This is a genomic window from Acinetobacter pecorum, from assembly GCF_014837015.1.
In the GTDB taxonomy this organism is placed as follows: Bacteria; Pseudomonadota; Gammaproteobacteria; order Pseudomonadales; family Moraxellaceae; genus Acinetobacter; species Acinetobacter pecorum.
In genome coordinates, this window is the sequence record NZ_JACSPT010000005.1 from 162,287 (window position 1) to 186,929 (window position 24,643).

Sequence of the window (24,643 nt, forward strand, 5' to 3'; positions counted from 1 at the left end):
TGCATGCATTAAATACTGCTTTGCCCCACTTAAGAATCGCATCAATACAATTTAAGCAATCTCTTTCAAGTTCAGCTCTTCACGCATAAATTCACGCAACTTGAACTTCTGCGCCTTACCTGAAGCCGTCATCGGGAATTCATGGAAGAAACGCACATAACGCGGCACTTTGTTATGCGAGATATGCTCGGCACAATACTCACGGATTACGTCTTCGGTACAAGGATCATTTTCATGCAGGATGATACAAGCACAAAGCTCTTCTCCATATTTATGGTCTGGTACCCCTATCACCTGTACATCTGAAACAGCCGGATGGGTATAAAGGAAATCTTCGATTTCTTTCGGGAACAGGTTTTCCCCGCCACGGATGACGACATCCTTGATTCGCCCCTTGATTTTGACAAAGCCCTCATCATCCATTTCAGCAATATCACCGGTATGCATCCAGCGCGCTGTATCAATCACTTCCTGGGTTTTATCCTGGTCTTCCCAGTAACCGAGCATTACGGAATAACCGCGTACACATAGCTCGCCCAATTGACCGCGTGGCACGACCTTGCCACTTTCATCCACAATTTTGACTTCCAGATGCGGGTGTACCCGACCAACCGTACTGACACGTTGTTCAACACTGTCTTCAGTAGAGCTCTGTGCACTAACTGGCGCAGTTTCGGTCATACCATAGCAGATGGTAATTTCAGACATATGCATACGTTCAATCACGCGCTGCATAATCTCCTGCGGGCATGGACTACCCGCCATAATCCCGGTACGCAGACTGGACAGATCAAATTCGTCAAACTGTTCATGCTCAAGAATGGCGATAAACATGGTCGGTACGCCATAAGCCGCGGTACATTTTTCCTGCTGGATGGCTTTCAGGGTTTCCAGCGGATTAAACACGGCAGACGGATAAATCATGGCAGAACCGTGCGTAATACAGGCCAGATTACCCATCACCATGCCAAAGCAATGAAATAAAGGAACTGAAATACAGACGCGGTCTTCTGGACCTAAATGAATCGCTTCACCGACAAAGTACCCATTATTTAAAATATTATTATGGGTCAGCATGGTGCCTTTCGGATTGCCCGTGGTGCCCGAAGTAAACTGGATATTAATGGTTTCATCGAACTGCAATTCACTGGAGATCTGTTGCAGTTGTTGCAGCTCTTGTTCGCCAGGCGAGCTCAGCAAATCCTGAAACCGGTGGATGCCGGTATGCTGCTGGTCATCAATTTTAATCACATGTTTTAAATGCGGCAGGCGCTCTGCATTAAGAAATTTATCTTCGGTTTCCTGCAATTCCGGTGCAATTTTAGTCAGAATTTCCTGATAGTCCGTCGTTTTAAACTGGGAAGCAATCACCAATCCCTTACAAGACACCTTGTTCAGCACATATTCCAGTTCATTGCTTTTATAAGCGGGATTCAGGTTAACCAGAATAATACCTGCCTTGAAGGCTGCAAACTGGGTAATGGTCCATTCCACACAGTTCGGCGACCAGATCGCCAGACGGTCTCCTTTTTGCATACCCAGTTTCAGCAGCTGACAGGCAAAGGCATTGACCTGTTCCTGTAGCTGCCGGTAACTGAGACGTATGTTCTGGTGCAGACTGACCACTGCATCACTTTGTGCATACTGTTCACAAGCCTGATCAAATTTTTCACCAATCGTCATGCCCAATAAAGGCTGGCTGCTGGTTCCATAGGCATAGCTTAACCGTACTTGTGTCATTGAATCGATCTCCTTGATTCTTTGTAATTCTGATTTTCAACTTTACTAATTGTTTTATGACCACGACGACCTTGTCTGTGTGCCTGTTTTTGTGTGCTTATGCTGCTGGATTTCCCTCCTGTCGACGTACTGCGTTAACACAAAAATCGGCAATCTGTTTGACAAAGTGATCCTTATATTTCTGATCAAACATCACATTGCGGGACGGATTCAAAGGTTCGATTACGACAAAGGTCATGGCGCCAACCACACCTAGTGCTGCGGTATTCAAATCTTCAAATTCGAATTCTCCATTGACCTTTCCTTCGGCCAGAATCTCCTTAATGCTCTGCTTGAGCAGCTGCTTACTGCGAAAACGCTCATGTTCCATTTCCGGATCAACCGGTTCGAACATCAGTGAATACGCCAATTGAGGGCTATTCATGGCACGCTTCACAAAAGTTGTAACAGATTTTTGCAATTTCAGTCTTGCCGATAAATCCGATTCAGCAATATGGACTAAAATTCCGACTTCATGCTGAATTGCCGCCGACAAAACCTCGATTAAAATCTGGCTTTTGTTCTCGAAATATCGATAGACCAGCCCTGTAGATACGCCTGCACGTTCCGCAATCGCCTGTATCGACGCCTCTTTAAAGCCCCCTTGAGTAATCAGTTCACGAGCAGATTGCAAAATCGACAGACGATTTTGTTCCATCCGTTCCTGCATCAATGATGATCTTTTATAACTCATAAAATTAATCTCAACAAGATAAAATGAATTGTAAATCATTTTGTGAATATAGATTCACTTTTTTATTTTTTCGTTGTATGTTAAACCTCAAGCACAACAAAAATGCTTTTTTGGACACAACAAATATAACCTCAGGATGGATGAAGAATGAATTTACAAAGCTTGGATTTCGGTTTAGATGAAACTCTGATTGCGCTTCGTGATTCAGTGGCCGCATTTTGCGCCAAGGAAATTGCCCCGATTGCCCAACAGGTCGACCGTGACAATGAGTTTCCGGCTCAACTCTGGAAAAAATTTGGCGAGATGGGCCTGCTCGGTCTGACTGTCAGTGAGGAATATGGCGGTTCAAATTTCGGTTATCTGGCCCATATCATTGCCATGCAGGAAATTTCCCGTGCTTCAGCATCCATTGGTTTGTCCTATGGCGCACATTCTAACCTATGTGTGAACCAAATTAAGCGAAATGGTACGGAAGAACAGAAACAGCGTTATCTGCCTAAACTGATTTCAGGTGAATATGTCGGTGCCTTGGCAATGTCTGAACCGAATGCAGGCTCGGATGTGGTGAGCATGAAGCTCAAAGCGGAAGACAAAGGCGATCACTACCTGCTGAATGGTTCAAAAATGTGGATCACCAATGGTGGCGATGCCGATGTCCTGGTGGTCTATGCAAAAACCGATTTACAAGCCGGTGCCAAAGGCATGACTGCCTTTCTGGTAGAGAAAAATATGCCAGGTTTTAGCCATGGCACGCATTTGGACAAACTGGGTATGCGCGGTTCCAATACTTATCCGCTATTTTTTGACAATGTCGAAGTTCCGAAAGAAAACGTCATGGGAGGCGTCGGCAATGGCACCAAAGTCTTGATGAGCGGGCTGGATTACGAGCGGGCTGTATTGAGTGCCGGCCCACTGGGGATTATGGATGCCTGCATGGACACCGTGATTCCGTATATTCATGACCGTAAACAGTTTGGTCAGGCACTGGGTGAATTCCAGTTAATGCAAGGCAAAATCGCTGACATGTATTCGACCTGGCTGGCATGTAAGGCACTGGTTTATGCGGTCGGCGCTGAATGTGACAAGGCCGAACATAGCCGTAGTCTGCGTAAAGATGCTGCCAGTGCCATTTTATATGCTGCTGAAAAAGCGACCTGGATGGCGGGTGAAACCATTCAGACTTTAGGTGGTAACGGTTATATCAACGAGTTTGCTGCAGGCCGTTTATGGCGCGATGCCAAACTGTATGAAATTGGCGCCGGTACTTCAGAAATCCGCCGCATGCTGATTGGCCGTGAACTTTTCAACGAAACAGCCTAAATCTTAACACTTAGAATAAAACAAGGATGTTCGTCATGAATCAGTTATCGAGCAAAATCAATATACGTAGTGAAGAGTTTAAAACCAACCAGACTGCCATGCTGCAACTGGTGGATGACCTAAAACAGAAAGTTGAAAAAATTGCTTTGGGTGGCGGCGAAACTGCCCGCCAAAAACATTTAGATCGCGGCAAGCTGTTACCACGTGAACGGATTAATCACCTGATTGATCCAGGAACCGCTTTTCTGGAAATTGGTCAGCTGGCTGCCTATCAGGTGTATCAAGATGATGTTCCTGCCGCAGGTGTGGTCGCTGGTGTTGGTCAGGTTAACGGTGTGTCCTGCATGATCATCGCCAATGATGCTACGGTGAAAGGCGGTACTTATTATCCATTAACAGTGAAAAAGCATTTACGTGCCCAGGAAATTGCCGAACAGAACCATCTGACCTGTATTTATCTGGTGGATTCAGGCGGTGCATACTTACCTTTACAGGATGAAGTATTTCCAGACCGCGATCACTTCGGCCGTATTTTCTACAATCAGGCACGTATGTCAAGCCAAGGTATCGCCCAGATTGCAGTGGTGATGGGTAGCTGTACTGCAGGCGGTGCTTATGTTCCTGCCATGTCAGATGAAACCATTATTGTGCGGAATCAGGGCACGATCTTCCTCGGCGGCCCTCCTCTGGTTAAGGCAGCTACTGGTGAAGTGGTGTCCAGTGAGGATCTCGGTGGTGGTGATGTGCATACCCGTTTGTCTGGCGTGGCTGATCATCTGGCAGAAAATGATGAACATGCGCTTGCGATTGCCCGCAACATCGTGGCCAACCTGAACAAAAAGCCAAACAAGACCACAGATGAAATCGAAGCGCCGCTGTTTGACAGTTCGGAACTGTACGGCATTGTGCCGAGTGACGCGCGCAAGCCTTTTGATATCCGTGAAGTGATAGCGCGTATTGTCGATGGCTCACGTTTTGATGAATTCAAAGCACGTTTCGGCACTACTCTGGTGACCGGTTTTGCCAAGCTCTATGGCATGCCGGTCGGGATTATTGCCAATAACGGGATTTTATTTTCCGAGTCTGCCCAAAAAGGCGCACATTTTATTGAACTGTGTACCCAGCGCAATATTCCACTGATTTTCCTGCAAAATATTACCGGCTTTATGGTCGGTCGCCAGTATGAAAATGAAGGCATTGCCAAAAATGGTGCCAAGCTGGTGATGGCCGTCGCCAATGCCAATGTTCCGAAACTGACTCTAGTGATTGGCGGTTCTTTTGGTGCTGGCAACTACGGTATGTGTGGCCGCGCCTACTCGCCGCGCTTTATGTGGACCTGGCCAAACTCGCGTATTTCGGTGATGGGCGGTGAACAGGCATCTAGCGTCTTGTCGACCTTAAAACGTGACCAGATTGAACAGAAAGGTGGCAGCTGGTCAGCAGAAGAAGAAGACCAGTTTAAACAGCCAATCCGTGATCAATACGAACGCCAAGGCCATCCTTATTATGCGTCTTCGCGGTTATGGGATGACGGTGTGATTGATCCAGCACAATCGCGTGAAGTACTAGCCTTGAGTCTGGCTGCAGCCCTAAATGCGCCAATCCAACCAACCAAATTCGGCGTGTTCCGCATGTAAGAGGTATCAAAAATGGATTATCAATTTTTACAGCTCGAACAGCAGAATCAGGTCGCGACAGTCTGGATTAACCGTGCCGAACTGCACAATGCCTTTAATACTCAAGTCATTCAAGAACTGCATGCCTGCTTCCAGTCTTTAAACAGCCGTGATGATGTGCGTGTAGTGATTCTGGCGGGTCGTGGCAAAAGCTTCTCGGCCGGTGCTGACCTGAACTGGATGAAACAGGCCGGTCAGGCTTCTCAAGCAGACAATGAAGCCGACGCCTTGAAGTTAGCGAAAATGCTGCAAAGTCTGGCGACCTTGAAACAGCCGACCATTGCCCGGGTACATGGTATTGCTTTTGGTGGTGGCATGGGGCTGGCTTCGGCCTGTGATATTTGCGTGGCCAGTACCGATGCCAAGTTTGCGACGTCGGAAGTACGTTTAGGTCTGGCACCTTCGACCATCAGCCCTTATGTAATTCGTGCGATTGGGGCTCGTCAGGCCTCACGTTATTTCCTGACCGCCGAGCGGATTACTGCTGAACAGGCCAAAAGCATTGGTCTTGCGCATGAAGTCACTCCACCGGAACAGCTCGACAGCAAAATTGATGAAATTGTGGAAGCACTTTTACTGGGTGGTCCTACTGCACAGAGCGCATCCAAACAGTTGATTCAACTGGTTGACCAACAGGTTTTGACCGAAGATTTACTGCTTAAAACAGCACAGCATATTGCCCATATTCGCCAGGGAGATGAGGCGAAAAATGGACTGAATGCATTTTTGAACAAACAAAGCCCGGCCTGGATCAAGACCACGGCATAACAACAAGAAGGATCCTACGATGTTTGAAAAGATTTTAATTGCCAACCGTGGTGAAATTGCCTGCCGTGTGATTCGTACAGCGAAGAAATTAGGTATCGCCACCGTTGCCGTCTATTCCGATGCCGATGCGCAGGCACAGCATGTCAAACTGGCCGATGAAGCGATCTATATTGGTGAATCGCCAGCTGCACAGAGTTATTTACAGATTGATCGCATTATTCAGGCAGCAAAAACCACAGGCGCTCAGGCAATTCACCCGGGTTATGGTTTCCTGTCCGAAAATGACCAGTTTGCCTTGGCCTGTCAGGACAATAATATTGTGTTTATTGGTCCGCCAGTCGATGCCATTCTGGCAATGGGTCTGAAAGCCACATCTAAAGCCCTGATGGAAAAAGCCGGTGTGCCTTTAACCCCCGGCTATCATGGTACCAATCAGGATGCCGACTTCCTGAAACAACAGGCAGACAATATTGGCTATCCGGTACTGATCAAGGCCAGTGCTGGCGGTGGCGGTAAAGGCATGCGTCTGGTGGAACGCAGCGAAGATTTTCTTAGCTCGCTTGCTTCATGTAAGAGTGAAGCACGTTCAAGTTTTGGCAATGAAGACGTTCTGATTGAACGCTATGTGATTCAGCCACGTCATATTGAAGTGCAGGTGTTTGGTGATACCCACGGCAATTATGTACATCTGTTCGAACGTGATTGCTCGGTACAGCGCCGTCACCAGAAAGTGCTGGAAGAAGCGCCTGCACCGAAAATGCCGGAAGACAAACTGGAGGCGATGCGTCAGGCGGCGATTGATGCTGCGCGTGCAGTGAACTATGTCGGTGCCGGTACAGTCGAGTTTATCGTGGAGCAAGACGGCACAGCTTACTTCATGGAAATGAACACCCGTCTTCAGGTTGAACATCCAGTGACGGAAATGATTACCGGACAGGATCTGGTGGAATGGCAACTGCGCGTGGCCTTTGGTGAACCTTTACCGAAACAGCAGCATGAATTGCAGATTCATGGACATGCACTCGAAGCCCGTGTCTATGCCGAAGAACCGGAAAAAGGCTTTATTCCTGCGATTGGTCAGATCAGCTACCTGCATTATCCGGAGCAAAGTGACTGTGTACGTGTCGATAGCGGTATTGTCGAAGGTGATGAAATCAGCACCTATTATGATCCGATGATTGCTAAACTGATTGTCTGGGGCAAAAACCGTGAAGCAGCCTTGACCCAAATGCACCATGCACTGGGTCAGTTCCATGTTGATGGTCTGGGTAACAATATTGCTTTTCTAGATCGCCTGGTGCTGTGTGACTCGTTTAAAAATGCACATTTAGATACTGGCCTGATTCAGCGTGAAGAGGAATTCCTGCTCAAACCTTCTGCAGATATCAGTACCGAACTGGTGGTCAGTGCTGCACTGATTGAACTACTTTCACGTCAAGCACAGAATCCCGTTCCAAGCAATCTGGTGTGGCAGCAACAAGCATTCTGGCGTCTGAATCAGCAAAATAGCCATACAGTGCAATTACAACGCAATGGCATCAACCTGAAAATTCAGTTCCGCACTCAGGATCAAGGTTTTGTTGCCAGCTATAACGGTCAGCAGCTACAGGTTCAGGGTCAGCTCGTCGATGCCCATACTTTAGCGCTGCAACTGGCGGGTAAACAGCAAAAACTGGCTTTCAGCCAGACTGAGCAAGGCATTACCCTGTTCCAGAATGGTCAAAGCTATAAGTTCAGTTACCTGAAGTCTGATTTTGGTAATCAGGATGAACAAGGCACGGAAAATAATCTGATCGCGCCAATGCCAGGTGTCATTACCCAGGTGCTCGTGGCAGCCAATGACAAAGTCAAAAAAGATGATGTGCTGATGACGCTGGAAGCCATGAAGATCGAATATTCAATTCGTGCACCGCATGACGGCATCATCGCAAGTTCATATTTCCAGAAGGGTGATCAGGTTAAAGCTGGTGATGAACTGGTCGAATTCCAGCCACTGGCGGAGGAAGTGGCATGACGGATTTTGTCAAAATCGTAGAAGTCGGGCCACGCGATGGCCTGCAAAATGAAAAAACACCATTGACATTGGATGACCGGAAAAACCTGATTCTAGACCTGATGAAAACCGGTCTGCAGTCCATCGAAGTTGGTTCCTGCGTTTCAGCCAAATGGGTACCGCAAATGGCAGACAGTGATGTGCTCTTTGCCAGCCTACCTCAAGATCCGAATATTCAGTTCAGTCTGCTGACCCCAAATCTGAAAGGTTTTGAATCGGCACTGGCTGTAGGTTGCAAGGAAGTGGCGGTATTTACCGCTGCTTCTGAAAGCTTTACCCGCAAAAACATCAATTGCTCGATTGATGAAAGCTTCGAGAAGTTTGCCGATGTCATGGCAGCCGCCAAAGCCAATGACATTAAGGTGCGCGGCTATGTCTCCTGCATGGTGGACTGTCCTTATGAAGGTGCCATTGATCCGAAACAGGTGGTCAAAGTCACCCAGCGTTTGCTGGAGATGGGCTGCTACGAAGTGTCATTGGGTGAAACCATTGGTACAGCAACACCGGATCGGGTGAAAAATGTCTGGGAGGCTTGTCTGGCTGAACTTGATGCTAAAGTTTTGGCAGGCCATTTTCATAATACTTACGGCATGGCGATTGCGAATATCTACCAGTCGCTATTACAAGGCATTCGCGTATTTGATTCATCCATTGCAGGCTTAGGTGGCTGCCCTTATGCCAAAGGGGCTTCAGGCAATGTTTCAACTGAAGACCTGTATTACCTGCTCTCGAATATGGGCTTTGAAACCGGTATTCAGCTGGACGCCTTGATGCAGGCCAGCCGTAATATCAGTGAAGTCTTGCAGCGCAACAATCCATCCAATTATGCCAATGCCTATTGGCAAAAAGCCTGTGCTTGAAAATAAACTTGCTTGAGCAAAATACTCTCAAGCAAGCCATAAGGATATAAACAGCAGATTGACGTCTGCTACAACAATAATAGAGGTGACAAGATGTCAAACAAGGTTTATGACAGCGCTCAATCCGCCTTAAAGGATGTGGTGCAAGATGGTCATACCCTGGCCGTTGGTGGTTTTGGTTTATGCGGTATTCCAGAAGCTTTGATCGTAGCTTTAAAAGAAACAGGTGCTAAACAACTCACCTGTATTTCCAACAATGCCGGCGTAGACGGCTTCGGTCTCGGACTTCTGCTGGAAACCAAACAGATTAAAAAAATGATTTCATCTTATGTCGGTGAAAATAAGGAATTCGAACGTCAATATTTAAATGGCGAACTGGAAGTTGAGCTGACCCCACAGGGTACACTGGCAGAAAAATTGCGTGCTGGCGGTGCCGGTATTCCGGCTTTTTATACGGCGACGGGTGTCGGAACCGTGATCGCTGAAGGTAAGGATGTCCGTGAATTTAATGGCAAGTCTTACATTCTGGAAGAATCTTTAACTGCCGATGTGGCGCTAGTCAAAGCCTATAAGGCAGATAAAGCTGGCAACCTGATTTTCCGTAAAACCGCCCAAAACTTTAATCCGGTCTGTGCCATGGCGGGTAAAGTCACCATTGCTGAAGTTGAAGAAATTGTCGAAATTGGCGTGCTGGATCCGGATGAAATCCATCTTCCTGGAATTTATGTGAACCGGATTGTACTGAATACCCAACCGGAAAAACGCATTGAACAGATGACTTTAAAGGCGGAGGCTTGATCATGGCTTGGACACGTAATCAAATGGCGCAGCGCGCAGCACAAGAGCTTGAAGATGGTTTCTATGTCAATTTAGGGATTGGCCTGCCGACGCTAGTCGCGAATTATATTCCGGAAAATATCAATGTCTGGCTGCAGTCGGAAAATGGTTTGCTGGGGATTGGCGAATTTCCAACCGAGGAGACTATCGATGCCGACCTGATCAATGCCGGTAAACAGACGGTCACAGCGCGTAAAGGTGCTTCATTTTTCTCAAGTGCCGATTCCTTTGCCATGATCCGTGGCGGTCATGTCAATATTGCCATTCTGGGGGCGATGGAAGTGTCTGAAACTGGTGATCTGGCCAACTGGATGATTCCGGGCAAAAAGGTCAAAGGCATGGGTGGTGCCATGGATCTGGTCGCGGGTGTACAAAAGGTCGTGGTCTTGATGGAACACTGCGCCAAAGATGGTACACCGAAGATTGTACCGCAATGTAGCCTGCCCCTTACCGGCCAAGCTGTGGTGAACCGGATTATTACCGACCTCGGTGTACTGGATGTTACTCCTGATGGAATTCGACTGGTTGAACTGGCACCAGAGGTAAGTTTTGAAGAGATTCAAAAAGTCACTGGGGTAGCGCTACTACGTAACGCTGCCTGATCTAGCCAGCCCTTAAGAATAAAATTTCTTAAGGGCTTTTTTATATATAGCTGCTTCATTTCAAAATAATAATTGCAGAATAAATGGATTTTAATCATGCAAACTCAACAAAATATTTTGCAGCGCTTCGCCATGCGCGTCAGCGACTGGTCTGAAAAATGGTTTCCGGATTCTTATATTTTTGCCCTACTCGGTGTCATCATTGTGGCGATTGCCGCCATCGGAATTGGTGCACCGGCACAGGATGTCGCGATTTCCTTTGGAGACGGCTTCTGGAGCTTGATTCCCTTTACCTTGCAGATGTGCATGCTGATCGTGGTCGGTTATGTGGTTTCCGTATCCAAGCCTGTCCAGCTGCTGATCCAGAAAATAGCACGCTTGCCGCATTCCGGTCGTGGTGCGATTGTCCTGGTCGCCACGGTCAGCCTGTTAATTTCCCTGATTAACTGGGCCATGAGTACTGTACTGACTGCACTTCTAGTGATTGCACTGGCACAGCGTAAAGAGCTTAACATGGATTACCGCGCTGCTGCGGCTGCCGCGATTATCGGGATGGGTGCGACCTGGGCACTGGGCATCAGTTCTTCAGCTGCACAGTTACAGGCCAATAAAAGCAGTCTGCCTGAACCGATTTATAACCTGACGGGCGTGATTCCATTTACCGAGACTATTTTCCTGCCGCAATCCATGATCATGACGGCGGTACTGATTGTAGCTTCAATCGCAATTGCTTACTGGTCAGCACCTAAAGGCTCTGACATTAAAACCATTGAACACTTCCCGATTCAGATTGAAGAAGAAAAACCGGAAGTATCTGCCGAAAAAAGACCGGGGGATTGGCTGGAAAATTCACCCATTTTAAGCATTTTGATCGTGATTCTGGGCGCAGTCTGGATGTTTAACGAATTTTCCAAAAGTAATCCGATTCTGGCCATTTCCAGCTTAAATACCTATAACTTTATCTTTCTGATTTTGGGCGTGGCCTTGCACGGTACACCACGAAATTTCCTGAATGCAGTCTCCAAGGCTGTTCCGGCTATTTCAGGAGTACTGATCCAGTTTCCGTTGTATGGCAGTATTGCCTTTATGATGACCAATGCGCTAAATCCGGCCGATCTGTCATTGTCACATTATATTGCCGAATTTTTCGTTTCGATTGCTTCTCCGGAAACCTTTGCCATCGTGATGGGACTTTATTCAGCAATTCTGGGCTTCTTTATTCCATCCGGTGGAGGCAAATGGATTATCGAAGCACCCTATGTGATGCAGGCAGCACATGACCTGAAAGTGCATCTGGGCTGGTCGGTGCAGATTTATAATGCGGCAGAAGCCTTGCCTAATCTGATTAACCCTTTCTTTATGCTGCCGATGCTCGGTATCCTGAAATTAAAAGCCAAAGATGTGATTGGATTTACGGTTACCCAGCTGATTTTCCATCTGCCTTTGGTACTGTTCCTGCTCTGGTTCCTGGGAAGAACCCTGACCTATAGCCCGCCAGTATTTTCTTAATTTAAGATAATAAAAAAGGACGAAAATTCGTCCTTTTTTATTTAGGCCGCTCTGTTAATTTCCTGTCTTCTCCACCACACCTTCATCATCTACTTCACGTACCACTCCCGTTTCAGTATTCACGACTTCAAAGGTCACGCGACGGTTCTGGAACTGCCCGGCAGGTGTGGCATTAGGTTCAACTGGCTGATCCGCTCCCATGCCAACTGCCTGTAACTGTGCAGGATCGACGCCTTGTTGAACGAGGTAGTCGGTCACCGCTTGGGCACGTTGCACAGACAGTGCCTTATTCTCTGCTTCGCTGCCTTGAGCATCAGCATGTCCTTTAACTTTCAGGATAACTTGTGGTGCACGTTGCAATAATGCAGCAGCCTGATCCAGCACCAATTTATTGACCTCTGGAACTTCGGTAGAGGCTGTATCAAAATTGATAATCTGTAAATTAAGTGCAGTCGCTACATCCAATGCTTTAACATCGTCCTCCTTAATGCTAGCCAGAGCCTGTTCTGCTTCACTGTTGGCAGTACTGATTATCTCACTGTTATTTAGAGGCTGTTGAGTCACTACCGTAACATTTTTTGCGAGACTACGAATTTGTGCTGCCAGACGCTCAGCTTCAGCATTGGTTGCTGCACGCACCAAAACCTGATTGCCCACCCAGTCCAGTGATACATTTGGCATTCCCTGGATTGCTCTCAAAACAGTCGGAATAGTATCCTGATCGGTGAATTCTGAATGATAGGCATCACTACTCAACGTACCGCAACCAATATTATAATTAAAAATCTGTTTAATCTCGTTTTGCAGAATTTCCATATATTGCGGATTATTCAACCCTATCTGGCAACTTATAATTTCACCATTGCTGCCTGTACTCAATTGCAAAGAAGCAGGTTGGGCGGCTACAGCTTCACTAGCCACCTGACCGTCCTGACCGGCTTGTGGATCATCATCATGCATACAGCTACGAATAAAAAACAGGGTTAAGGCCGCCAGAATCAGAAAAATGATAACGGGCCATAAAAAGCTTGTTTTTCTCTCTTCCTGAACCACAATGATAGGTTCAGCTTCAAGCACAGGTTCTTGATTTAAACTGTGCCCCGCCAAGGGGGAAACACCAAGCGCTGCCAGAATGGGCCCAGCCCAAACAGGCAAGGCGCGCTGAATCGAATCGGCATGAGTTTCAAGCAAATGGCTAATGGCTTCCTGACTTGAAGCCCCTGCTTCAGTCTGTAAGAAATTCATGGTCGGTACAATTGACCGATTCAGGGTGTGTTCTATTTCTTCTTGTGGTGCACTCTGATCAAGTTGATCCAGAAACTGCTGCTTTAATGCCGGATTTGCATTGAATAATTCATGAATCTTTGGATTGAGTTGCTGACCAAGAATCTCGATCCAGGCGGGACGAGCACGTAATATACTTAAAAATACGGGATAGAACTGCGCCAAAGCTTGATCTTTGGCAAATAAATGCTCTGTTTCACCTTGAAGAACAATCGCCGTAACATCACTTTTTAAGCGTTCTATAAAGTCTATATTCATAATCGTCACCATTCTTTTGATTTTTCTAATGTTTAATATTTAAGCAGTGTAACGATCCCTATTTTTTGAAAATGTAAATAATTGTATGAATATCATAAAGTTTCACTATTTTTGTTAGTGTGGCATTTCGCCAATACAATTTAAAAAATAAAAAAAGCCAGCCGAAGCTGACTTTTATAAAGTTGGTCTTACTTAAGCAACATAAGTTTGAATCACTTTACCTAGCACTTTTTGATTGATTAACGGTGTATTCTTACCTTGTGACACGATGCTTTCTTTATCCAGGGTCCATTCCAGTTCCGGATCTAGCAGCACCCAACCTGATTCATTTACCCAGCGATCTGCCATTTGTGCAACACGAGCCGGAGCCAAGGTTACTTTTTCTACCCATTCCAGTGGAGTTAACAACCCCTCACGAATCAGTTGCAGACCAAAAGGCACATAGGTATCAAAAGCAGTGAATCCTGGTTGCGTTTCCGCAAATGGCGCCATTTTCGCAGAGCTGCTCAGCGGTTCATGATGAGTGCAGATGGCATCAATCACACCGGATTTTACTCCCTGACGCAGCAATTCTTTATCCTGTTCTGAACGAAGCGGCGGACGCACATGTGCAAGAGAGTTAAAACCGTCAATCAAATGATCGGTCAGATGCAGCTGGTGCATAGCCACATCACAGGTCACCGGCAAACCTTTTTCCTTGGCAATACGGATCAATTCGACAGATGCACCACAAGACAACAGACCGAAGTGTGCACGTACATGGGTGGCTTCAATCATGAGCAAGTATTTGGCGATTGCCACGGTTTCAGCCAGTGCCGGAATCATTGGCAAGCCCTGACGTGAGGCAATAAAACCTTCATGCACGCAGCCATCTTTGGCAATTTGTGGTTCTTCAGCATAGAACACCACCGTCAGGTCTAAACCCGCGGCATATTCAAGTGTACGCAGGACTACATCATCATTGGCAAACGGCGCACTGGCATTGGATACGGCACTACAACCACCTTTTTTCAGACCCGCCATATTTGCCGGCTGTTGACCATTTAAACCTTGGGTTTGCGCACCAATTACCTGCAAATAGATCCCGCCATCCAGCATGGCTTTTTCAACCAGGCCGTGAATCAGCGCACCATTGTCTTGAACAATCGGTTTTGAATCTGGTGGGGTAAATACATGCAGGATACCGTTAGCTCGTGCTGCCTTACCTTCCGACTTTAAAGTCCCATGTTGCTGCTGGCCTGGCTCACGTAGACGTGCACACAGGTCAACCATAGTTGGCATCAGCCATTTACCTTGACCATCAAGGGTCTCAGTAACGTCTGAGGATGCCTCTACACGCTTACCATTTTCGAGATAAACCGTTTCGATCGAATCTGTTTTTGCAATTGGGTCGAGAACACGGACATTTTCAATTTTTACAATAGACATGACTTATTCCTTATACCGCAATCGCTTCAATCAAACCCTGTTCCTGTAACTGACCCTGCATCGCCAGTGCCAGTACTGCCATACGCACTGCAATACCATTGGTCACCTGATGCAGAATCACCGACTGTGAGCCATCTGCAATGCTGGAATCAATTTCCACCCCACGGTTCATTGGTCCTGGATGCATCACGATACAATCCGGCTTGGCCATCGCAAGACGTTCTTTGTTCAGACCATACATTTTGTAAAACTCGGCTTGCGAGGCAAGTGCTGGAGAATCAATCCGCTCGTTTTGAATACGTAGCGTAATAATCACGTCGCAGTCTTTAATGCCCTCTTCCATCTTGTTAAACAGACGAACACCATCGCCATATTCTTCAAAGCCTAATGGCAACAAAGTATTGGGTGCAATCACCCGGATATCTTGACAACCCAAAGTTTGCAAGGCTGCCACGTCTGAACGTGCCACACGCGAATGCTTGATATCGCCAATAATAGCGATCGACATTTCTTCGAATTTTTTATTGGTTTCACGGCGAATGGTCAGCATGTCCAGCATGGCTTGCGTCGGATGCGCATGACGGCCATCACCGGCGTTAATAATGGCAACGTCTGGGCAGACATCTTTGGCAATAAAATGTGCTGCTCCAGAAGATGAATGACGTACCACGAAAATATCGGCCGCCATGGCTTCCAGATTCCATAAAGTGTCACGCAGGGTTTCACCTTTAGAGGTACTCGAACGGGCAATATCGATATTGAGAACGTTGGCAGAAAGGCGCTTGGCAGCGGCTTCAAAGGTGGTTCGGGTACGGGTAGAATTTTCGAAGAACAGGTTCATCACCGTTTTGCCTTCCAGCAAATTATTGGTGATCAGCTGATTTTGGTCATTAAAAAAGGACTGTGCAGTGTCCAATATTTTTGTCAGGGTTTCTTTAGAAAGACCTTCGATGGTCAAGAAGTGTTTTAGATTACCTTCTTTATTGAGTTGAATCTGGCTCGGTGTATGCAATGCCGCCAAGTGCATGAGAGATTCCTTATGCGTTAAGTCAACATATTATACAGAGATTGGCGAATTTTTATAGTTGAGCACGTTGCTACTTGTACAAAAAGCATCTGAACAATAAAAACAGAAAATCAGATTCATCTTTATTTTTTCAACAAGATAATTTAACCCGATTTACATCCTGCTGATTTTAAATATTAAAAAATGGGTGCTTCAGTCTGGAGCATTCACACCCTCTCCTGTCTAGCGTAATGCACCAATATAACGATGTGATACTTGTGCACGATAGATATCATCTTCATCCGGTTCAACCGAGATCAGCTCATTCTGCTGGCTTAGGTTCGTGGCCTCTATTTCAGAACCTTGTCCTGTTTCCGAAATCTCCAGTACCATTTTCAGGCGCTGGATCAGATGACTCAACTCTGGGTCTTGGGTCTGCTCTGCCAGCTGAATCACATGCCGGGCATAGTCCAGATTCTCTGCCAAAAAAAGTGCATCAATTACTCGACCGGAAACACGTCGTAAACGCGCATAAATTAAAGTGGCCACTGAAAAAGCGTCATGGTTGCGTAACTGATTCTCTAACATCTTTACCCTCATTATAAAATTGAAAAATCAGGCAGCCATCGCTCCCCATCGACTGACTGCCTGATTTACAGTGGATAGAGCAAAATACGTACCAGTTTTTCAATTTATAATACAAATACGCATATTCTCTATGGCAGCTCAGGCCTTTCAGAGAATTTAAAAAGCTTTCAATATAAAAATACGGTAAACTTAGCGCAGTTTTTATTTATCTTTTTTTGGTCTCTCTATTATATGAATACCTCTCCACGTTTAAGCAATTATTGGGTCACCTGTGCCGATGGGCTGGAAACCTTATTAGAAGAAGAAATTCAAGGCTTAGGTGTTCAGAATATTGAGCGTTTTCCGGGCCGTCTAACCTTTAAAGGCACCCTGGAAAATGCTTATCGTATCTGCATGTGGTCACGTCTGGCTTCACGTGTCTTGATGCCGATCCACACGCATGAAATTGAATTTTCTCATGATGCGCGTGATGTTGCAGAAGAACTCTATGAAGGAGCTCTCAGCTTTGACTGGTCGCTGATTTTTGCACCACAAAGTACCTTTGCGATTCGTTTGCATGTCGAGCGTGATATCAAGGTCAATACCCAGTTTGCAACTTTACGTGCCAAAGATGGTGTCGTGGATTCCTTTATGGAAGCGGTAGGCAAACGTCCAAGCATTGATACCAAACAGCCTGAAATCACCATGTATATTCTGGCAGGCAAGAAAGAACATACTTACTGCCTGGACCTGTCTGGCGACTCTTTGCATAAACGCGGTTATCGCCGGTTCATGACTGACGCCCCGATCAAGGAAAACCTGGCCGCTGCGATTCTGCAAAAAGGTGGTTTAAAAGCGTTAAATCCGGATATCGTGGTTGATCCAATGTGTGGTTCAGGAACGTTCATTATTGAATCACTGATGATCTTGACCGACCGTGCGCCTGGTCTGGTCCGTCGTTTCGGTTTTAATGGCTGGAATGGTCATGACCATGAACTCTGGATGAGCATCAAGGCAGAAGCTGCTGAGCGTCATCAAGCGGCAATGGAAAATCCATTACCACAATTCTATGCCTTCGATGCGGACTGGGAAGCGGTTAAAGCCACCAGACAAAATATTATCGCGGCGGGTTTTGAATCCGCACTCGACAATATCATGATTGAAGAACGGACTTTAAATGACTGGCCTGATTTTCATGCAGAAGGCAAGAAAGTATTCTTCGTGACCAACCCGCCTTATGGTGAACGTCTCGGTGATAAAGCCCAAAACCGTTCTTTATACTTGGGTTTATCAGCTTTACTGCAAAAGAATTTCCCGAATCAAAAAGCGGCTGTGATTGCCTCACAAGTGGAACAGGCCGACGTGCTGGCATTCAATGATCCGCAAATCCTGCGTTTGATGAATGGTAAATTGCCGATTTATATCCGCTTCGGTACGGTTAAACCGGCCGCGGTGGTACGTCCATTCCTAGAAAGCTGGCAGCCTCAGCAGTTTGAGCCGATTGAAGGTGCGATGGAGTTTGCCAACCGTCTGACCAAAAACATGCAAGCTCTAAAAAAATGGGCAGTCAAGGAACAGATCCATTGTTTACGTCTCTATGATGCAGATTTACCTGATTTTAACGTCGCAGTAGATTTGTATGGCGAGCGTTTGCATGTACAAGAATATGCGCCACCTAAAACTATTGATCCGGAAAAAGCCAAGAAACGTTTCAACCTGGCCTTACAGGCAATTCGCGCCGTGACCGGTTTGGGCCGTGATGCGATCTTTATCAAGACCCGTGCGCGTCAGGAAGGTAAAAACCAGTACACCAAACAAAGTACAGCATCCAAGCGTTTTATCGTACAGGAAGGCAAGGCCAAGATTCTGGTCAACCTGACCGATTACCTAGATACCGGTCTATTCCTCGATCACCGTCAAATGCGTTTACGTATTGCACGTGAAGCAAAAGGCAAACACTTCCTGAACCTGTACAGCTATACCTCAACGGCAAGTTTACATGCTGCTTTGGGCGGTGCTGCGAGCACGACCAGCGTCGATCTGTCGAATACTTATTTGAACTGGTCAAAAGAAAACTTTGTCCTGAACGGTTTAACTGTGGATCATGCGGATGAACAGCACCAGTTCTTTGCCTCTGACTGTTTCGAATGGCTGAAAGAAGGCCATGAGCAATATGACCTGATCTTTATTGATCCGCCAACGTTTTCGAACTCGAAGAAATTCTACGGTACCTTCGATGTCCAGCGTGACCATTTATCCCTGCTGAAACGTGCCATGAACCGTTTAACCAGCGATGGTACCCTGTATTTTTCGAATAACTATCGTGGTTTTGAGATGGATGAAGAAATTCTGGCGTTCTTTGATGTTGAAGAAATTACCCAGGAAACCATTGGTCCTGACTTTAAGCGGAATCAAAAAATTCACCGTGCCTGGAAAATCCGTCATCCGCAAGTTTAACGCCTTATAGACTTGCGACTAATATCCAGTCACAAATAAAAAACCCAGTTCAATTGAACTGGGTTTTTTCATGGAACATATAATAAACTGGATTGAAACTTAGCTGAGTTTCATTTTTTCAAAAACCAGCTCACCATGTTCCGCTCTCACCAGAATCGTATCGCCCGGCTGGAATTCTCCCGCAAGAATTTTCTGAGCCAGTCCATTTTCAATACGTTGCTGAATCGCGCGTTTTAGCGGACGTGCACCATACAGCGGATCAAACCCGACCTCAATCAATTGCTCAAAGGCAGTATCATCTACCGACAGGCGCATATCCCGTTCGGCCAGGCGTTGACGTAAACGGTCCAGCTGAATATCGGCAATACCGCGAATCTGGTCTTTTTCCAGTGCGTGGAATACGACAATCTCATCAATACGGTTAATAAATTCCGGACGGAAATGTTCAGATACCGCATTCATCACCACTGTCCGAACTTCATCGCGTGTTGCACCTTCACCTAACTCGCGAACGTCCTGCGACCCCAGATTCGAAGTCATGACAATCACGGTATTTTTAAAATCTACTACACGGCCTTGGGAATCAGTTAAACGACCATCATCCAGCACTTGCAGCAAGATGTTAAAGACATCCGGATGTGCTTTTTCGACTTCATCGAACAAGAGCACACTATACGGTTTACGGCGCACAGCTTCAGTCAGCACCCCGCCTTCTTCATAGCCCACATAACCCGGAGGCGCACCAACCAGACGGCTTACCGAGTGTTTTTCCATAAACTCGGACATGTCGATCCGGATCATTGCATCGTCACTGTCAAACAGGAAGTTCGCCAAGGCTTTGGTTAATTCTGTTTTACCTACACCGGTCGGTCCAAGGAACAGGAATGACCCGCTTGGGCGATTAGGATCAGACAAGCCTGCACGTGAACGGCGCACGGCATTGGATACGGCCACCACGGCTTCATCCTGACCCACCACACGTTTATGCAGGAATTCTTCCATATGCAGCAATTTGTCACGTTCACCCTGCAGCATTTTCGCGACAGGAATACCGGTAGCCGCACTGACGACTTCCGCAATTTCATTCTCGGTCACCTTGTCACGCAACAGTTTTGGTGATTCGCTTTCCTCCGCTGCTTCAATGCGCTCTAGCTGCTTTTGCAATTCGGGAATCACGCCATACTGATAGCGTGCTGCCTCTGCCAGATCACCTTCACGCTGTGCTTTATCTAGGGCTATACGTGCCTGATCCAGTTTAACCTGGATATCCTTGTTGCCAGCCACCAAGGCTTTATCTGCACGCCAGATTTCTTCCAGATCCTGATATTCTTTCTCGACCGTTTCAATCTGTTGGGTCAGATGCTTAATCTCGCCTTTGGCACCGCTATCCTCATCTTTTTTCACTGCTTCAAGCTGCATTTTCAGCTGGATCAGACGGCGCTCCAGTTTATCTAGCGCTTCAGGTTTGGAATCTAGCTCCATTTTAATACGGGATGCAGCTTCATCAATCAGGTCAATGGCTTTATCCGGCAACTGGCGATCGGTAATATAACGGTGTGACATTTTTGCCGCTGCAATAATCGCAGAATCCAGAATTTGTACACCATGATGCGTTGCATAACGGTCTTTCAGGCCACGTAGAATCGCAATCGTGTCTTCTACGCTCGGTTCATCTACCAGCACTTTTTGGAAACGACGCTCAAGTGCAGCATCTTTTTCAATATACTGACGGTATTCATCCAGAGTTGTCGCACCCACACAGCGCAATTCGCCACGTGCCAATGCAGGTTTCAGCATATTGCCGGCATCCATCGCACCATCACTTTTACCTGCACCTACCAGTGTATGCAATTCATCGATAAACAGGATGATTTCGCCTTCATGCTTGGCAATATCTTTGAGTACAGCTTTTAAGCGTTCTTCAAACTCGCCGCGGTATTTGGCACCGGCCAGCAAAGAACCGAGGTCCAATGACAAAACACGCTTGCCTTTGAGCCCTTCAGGTACTTCACCATTGATAATACGCTGTGCCAGACCTTCGACAATTGCTGTTTTACCCACCCCCGGCTCACCAATCAGTACCGGGTTGTTTTTAGTACGGCGTGACAAGACCTGAATGGTACGACGGATTTCATCATCACGTCCAATCACAGGGTCAAGCTTGCCTGCCAAAGCACGTTCTGTTAAATCGATGGTGTACTTATTTAGTGAATCACGCTGATCTTCATGATTATTGCTCATGACTTTTTCATCACCTCGAAATTGATTGATAATCTGACGTAAAGTTTCTGCCTTTACTCCAGCACTGCTTAATAAATTTTTGGTATTTCCTGTTTCTGCAAGTGCCAGTAGCACCCAGTCCGTTGAAAGGAATTCATCTCCGGCTTTTTGGGCATAACTGTCTGCCAGATGTAAAACTTTTGCCGCTTCAGGGCTGAGATTAATATCTGCAGATGGATTGCTTAGTGTGGCTGCATTACTTAGCGCTGTTTCCAGTTTGGTTTGCAATTCCCGCAGGTTTGCTCCGGCCTGTTGCAACAAGCTGACATTGGAAGTTTCCTCCATCAAGGTCGCCAAGATATGAATTCCATCAATAGAAGCATGATCCCTGCTCATTGCCAACGATTGGGCATCTGAAAGGGTTTGCTGCAGGCGGTTGGTAAATTTTTCAAAACGCATTCTTGTTATTCCTCAGCACAAATATTCTATTTGAAAAATATATGGGGGCATGCGAGAAAAAATTCAATTCTTTTATATATATTTTTCAAAAACTTAAATTATATTATTGGACATATATCAGTAATAATATTGGTATAGTTCTAGTTAATTTCAAGCGTAATAATTTAAATTATTTTATTTAAATTCCAGTTCAAGCTTAAATTAAAAAATACCCTCACAAGGAGGGTATTTTATTTACGGTGCAGGGTTCGGCTGCTGACGGTGAATATCTTCAATACCTTTGAGGACTTCTTCTGACAGATCAACTTCAAATGCCTGAATATTTTCTTTCAGCTGCTCCAGATTAGTGGCACCAATAATGGTACTGGTTACAAAGAACTGCTGCTTGATAAAGGCCAAAGCCAGTTGGGTAAGACTTAAGCCATGCTGTTCTGCCAGCTCGGCATATTGCTCGGTTGCCCATTCACTTTGCGGATTGCTATAGCGGCTAAAACGTGAGAACAAGGTAACGCGCGCATTGGCAGGACGAGCACCATGCCGGAATTTACCAGTCAAATAACCAAATGCCAAAGGCGAATACGCCAATAAACCTACGTTTTCATATCGGGCAATTTCTGACATGCCAATTTCATAAGTACGGTTCAGCAGGTTATATGGGTTTTGTACACTGACGAATTTGGACAACCCTAATTTTTCTGCAAGGTGCAGAAACTTCATTGTACCCCACGGGGTTTCATTGGACAGACCAATATAACGGATGCGGCCTTTTTTAATTTCATCCTGCAAGGCGGTTAGGGTTTCTTCAAGATCTGTCACGGCACAGTCTTCTGCCGCTTCAGCATTGCCATAACCCAGCTTGCCAAAGAAATTGGTTGGGCGTTGTGGCCAGTGTAACTGATACAGGTCAATATAATCCGTTTGCAGACGTGACAATGACTGGTCAATGGCTGCTGAAATTTCATCGGCAACGAAACGGGTTTTACCATCCCGGATATGGCTACCACCTTGTGATGGTCCGGCAATTTTTGAAGCTAAAAAAAGTTTGTCACGGCCACCGCGGGCAGCGATCCAGTGACCGATAATACGCTCGGTTGCACCCTGCGTTTCAGGTTTTGGCGGCACCGGATACATTTCCGCGGTATCCCAGAAATACAGTCCCTGATCCAGCGCATAATCCAGTTGCTGAAAAGCCTGTTCTTGCGTGTTCTGCTCACCAAAGGTCATGGTGCCCAAACAAATTTCTGGCAAAAGAATGCCAGTATCCGCCAATGGTTTGAATTGCATAAAACCTTCCTGTGAATTTTATTCAGTGAATTGAGATTAAGTCGGCTATAGCCTATCGGAATTATAAGGGGGACTTAAATCATCTTTTCTGAGAAGCTTGTTCTAAATTTTTATGTATTGGGTAAAGGAACTCTAATAAAAAAGCAAATCCTGAGATTTGCTTTTTAACATCTGGATTATTCGTCTATGGCACCATCGGCTACTGCTTCGGACGTTTCTTCTAGAGAAACATCAAAGATCAGGATAGCTTTACCATCCGTTTCGATCATGCCCTGTTCTTCAAGCGTTTTCAGTACGCGACCCACCATTTCACGGGAACAGCCAACAATACGACCAATTTCCTGACGGGTAATACGAATCTGACGGCCATTTGGCAAGATCATTGCTTCCGGCTGTGAAGACAGATCGATCAGGCAACGTGCAATTCGGCCTGAAACGTCAATAAATGCCAGATCAGTCACTTTACGTGTGGTATTTTTCAAACGACGTACCAGCTGAGCAAATACCGCATAGCTCAGATCAGGATATTGCTTGCTGATTTCGTGAAAATTTTCATAGGTAATTTCAGCAATTTCACACACATCACGGGTACGAACTTCCGCAGTGCGTTGTGGATTTACCTCGAATAAGCCCATTTCCCCAAAAAAGTCACCCGCATTTAAATATGCTACGACAATTTCACGATCATCATCTTCACGAAGGATGATAGATACAGACCCCTTCAGAATTAAATACAAAGATTTAGATTCTGATCCTGCATCAATGATCGTAGTACGTTTTGGATATCGATTAATATATGCACGTTTTAAAAGTGCTTTCACGGATTCTGGTAATTGCCCCGGAGAAAGCGCATCAGTGCTTAATTGTGAAAAGTTTGAAGTCATGCTAACAGTTCCGATTATGGATAATTTATAGATCGCACAAGACCTAATGTGAACTTGTCACACAGTGGGATTGAAATTCCGTATCAACCCAATTTATGTTAGTGTACAGTTACTTGACAAATTTATAGCTTTTTTTAGGTAGTTGCAATGCAAACAAGCGTTCATTGGTTAGAGAATGTTGCTTTTGAAGCAAAAACTCAAAGTGGTCATAGCCTTATCATGGATGGTTCAGCTGAATACGGTGGTGAAAACCGTGGTCCCCGTCCTATGGAACTGCTTTTAACGGGTCTGGGCGGTTGTGCGTCTTTTGATATTGTTACCATTTTAAAGAAGGCTCGTCAGGATATTACCGATGTACGCTGCGAATTAAAGGCTGAACGTGCAGATACAATTCCGGCAGTTTTCACGAAAATTCACCTGCATTTTGTGGTTACCGGCAAAGCGATTAAAGACAAACAGGTGGCAAAAGCGGTAGAACTTTCTGCTGAAAAGTATTGCTCTGCCAGCAAAATGCTGTCTGATGGCGGTGTAGAAATCACCCATGACTACGAAATTATCGAAGCTGAATAAAGTTTAAACTTTGTAAAAAAAGCGGCCTTGAAAAGCTGCTTTTTTTTATATCTTAGATTCTCAAATGAAGTGCAACAGAGATTAAATTATTGGAAAGAAGCAAGATGAGCTAGCATTTTGCTTCCGAC

19 protein-coding genes are annotated in these 24,643 nt (G+C 45.9%); 10 read left to right on the forward strand and 9 right to left on the reverse strand.

The genetic code is table 11. The features are described from left to right. Positions 1-51: 51 nt before the first annotated feature. Both H9629_RS05885 and H9629_RS05890 read right to left on the reverse strand, forming a co-directional pair. On the reverse strand, positions 52-1,740 hold the full coding sequence (locus H9629_RS05885) for an AMP-binding protein (RefSeq protein WP_144724398.1): 1,689 nt from the start codon (positions 1,738-1,740) through the stop codon (positions 52-54). A gap of 97 nt (positions 1,741-1,837) precedes the next feature. After that, a complete protein-coding gene (locus H9629_RS05890; protein WP_144724397.1) occupies positions 1,838-2,473 on the reverse strand; it encodes a TetR/AcrR family transcriptional regulator in 636 nt (211 codons plus the stop codon). Positions 2,474-2,620: 147 nt separating this feature from the next. On the opposite strand from H9629_RS05890, the gene H9629_RS05895 reads away from it, so the two are divergent. From H9629_RS05895 to H9629_RS05930, 8 genes are all read left to right on the forward strand, one after another. Continuing rightward, a complete protein-coding gene (locus H9629_RS05895; protein ID WP_191730697.1) occupies positions 2,621-3,793 on the forward strand; it encodes an isovaleryl-CoA dehydrogenase in 1,173 nt (390 codons plus the stop codon). Positions 3,794-3,828: 35 nt separating this feature from the next. Continuing rightward, positions 3,829-5,430 (forward strand): carboxyl transferase domain-containing protein, encoded by a 1,602-nt coding sequence (locus H9629_RS05900; RefSeq protein WP_064095837.1) that lies wholly within the window; start codon positions 3,829-3,831, stop codon positions 5,428-5,430. Positions 5,431-5,442: 12 nt separating this feature from the next. After that, complete coding sequence (locus H9629_RS05905) at positions 5,443-6,237, forward strand: enoyl-CoA hydratase/isomerase family protein (protein WP_191730698.1); 795 nt, start codon at positions 5,443-5,445, stop codon at positions 6,235-6,237. A 19-nt stretch (positions 6,238-6,256) separates the two neighbouring features. Continuing rightward, positions 6,257-8,251 (forward strand): acetyl/propionyl/methylcrotonyl-CoA carboxylase subunit alpha, encoded by a 1,995-nt coding sequence (locus H9629_RS05910; RefSeq protein WP_191730699.1) that lies wholly within the window; start codon positions 6,257-6,259, stop codon positions 8,249-8,251. Further along, positions 8,248-9,150 carry a hydroxymethylglutaryl-CoA lyase gene (locus tag H9629_RS05915; protein ID WP_064101768.1) on the forward strand — a complete coding sequence of 301 codons (903 nt, stop codon included), beginning with the start codon at positions 8,248-8,250 and terminating at the stop codon, positions 9,148-9,150. The genes H9629_RS05910 and H9629_RS05915 overlap by 4 nt, the downstream gene beginning before the upstream one ends. A gap of 93 nt (positions 9,151-9,243) precedes the next feature. Beyond that, a complete protein-coding gene (locus H9629_RS05920; protein ID WP_191730700.1) occupies positions 9,244-9,948 on the forward strand; it encodes a CoA transferase subunit A in 705 nt (234 codons plus the stop codon). A 2-nt stretch (positions 9,949-9,950) separates the two neighbouring features. Next, positions 9,951-10,589 carry a CoA transferase subunit B gene (locus tag H9629_RS05925; RefSeq protein WP_064095833.1) on the forward strand — a complete coding sequence of 213 codons (639 nt, stop codon included), beginning with the start codon at positions 9,951-9,953 and terminating at the stop codon, positions 10,587-10,589. Positions 10,590-10,685: 96 nt separating this feature from the next. Further along, on the forward strand, positions 10,686-12,098 hold the full coding sequence (locus tag H9629_RS05930; RefSeq protein WP_191730701.1) for a short-chain fatty acid transporter: 1,413 nt from the start codon (positions 10,686-10,688) through the stop codon (positions 12,096-12,098). 54 nt (positions 12,099-12,152) lie between these two features. On the opposite strand, the gene H9629_RS05935 is transcribed toward H9629_RS05930, so the two are convergent. The 4 genes from H9629_RS05935 to H9629_RS05950 form a co-directional block, all read right to left on the reverse strand. Beyond that, positions 12,153-13,652 (reverse strand): OmpA family protein, encoded by a 1,500-nt coding sequence (locus H9629_RS05935; RefSeq protein ID WP_191730702.1) that lies wholly within the window; start codon positions 13,650-13,652, stop codon positions 12,153-12,155. Positions 13,653-13,832: 180 nt separating this feature from the next. Continuing rightward, the gene (locus tag H9629_RS05940) at positions 13,833-15,068 is read right to left on the reverse strand and encodes a dihydroorotase (protein WP_191730703.1); all 1,236 of its coding nucleotides are present in this window, start codon (positions 15,066-15,068) and stop codon (positions 13,833-13,835) included. Positions 15,069-15,078: 10 nt separating this feature from the next. After that, a complete protein-coding gene (locus H9629_RS05945) occupies positions 15,079-16,095 on the reverse strand; it encodes an aspartate carbamoyltransferase catalytic subunit (protein ID WP_064095830.1) in 1,017 nt (338 codons plus the stop codon). A gap of 222 nt (positions 16,096-16,317) precedes the next feature. Beyond that, positions 16,318-16,662, reverse strand: coding sequence for a hypothetical protein (locus H9629_RS05950; protein WP_064095829.1), 345 nt, complete (start codon positions 16,660-16,662; stop codon positions 16,318-16,320). A 231-nt stretch (positions 16,663-16,893) separates the two neighbouring features. Between H9629_RS05950 and rlmKL the strand changes: the two genes are divergently transcribed. Further along, positions 16,894-19,098, forward strand: a complete 2,205-nt coding sequence (rlmKL, locus tag H9629_RS05955; protein ID WP_064095828.1) for a bifunctional 23S rRNA (guanine(2069)-N(7))-methyltransferase RlmK/23S rRNA (guanine(2445)-N(2))-methyltransferase RlmL — start codon at positions 16,894-16,896, stop codon at positions 19,096-19,098. A 99-nt stretch (positions 19,099-19,197) separates the two neighbouring features. Here the strand turns inward: rlmKL and clpB are convergent, their stop codons facing one another. The 3 genes from clpB to crp all read right to left on the reverse strand — a co-directional run bounded on the left by clpB (position 19,198) and on the right by crp (position 23,945). Beyond that, a complete protein-coding gene (clpB, locus tag H9629_RS05960) occupies positions 19,198-21,777 on the reverse strand; it encodes an ATP-dependent chaperone ClpB (RefSeq protein ID WP_191730704.1) in 2,580 nt (859 codons plus the stop codon). 234 nt (positions 21,778-22,011) lie between these two features. Then, complete coding sequence (locus tag H9629_RS05965) at positions 22,012-23,061, reverse strand: NADP(H)-dependent aldo-keto reductase (protein ID WP_191730705.1); 1,050 nt, start codon at positions 23,059-23,061, stop codon at positions 22,012-22,014. 176 nt (positions 23,062-23,237) lie between these two features. Next, entirely contained in the window at positions 23,238-23,945 is a 708-nt protein-coding gene (gene crp / locus H9629_RS05970) for a cAMP-activated global transcriptional regulator CRP (RefSeq protein WP_064095825.1), read from the reverse strand. 147 nt (positions 23,946-24,092) lie between these two features. Between crp and H9629_RS05975 the strand changes: the two genes are divergently transcribed. Then, on the forward strand, positions 24,093-24,515 hold the full coding sequence (locus H9629_RS05975) for an OsmC family protein (RefSeq protein WP_064101759.1): 423 nt from the start codon (positions 24,093-24,095) through the stop codon (positions 24,513-24,515). The last annotated feature ends 128 nt before the right edge of the window (positions 24,516-24,643 follow it).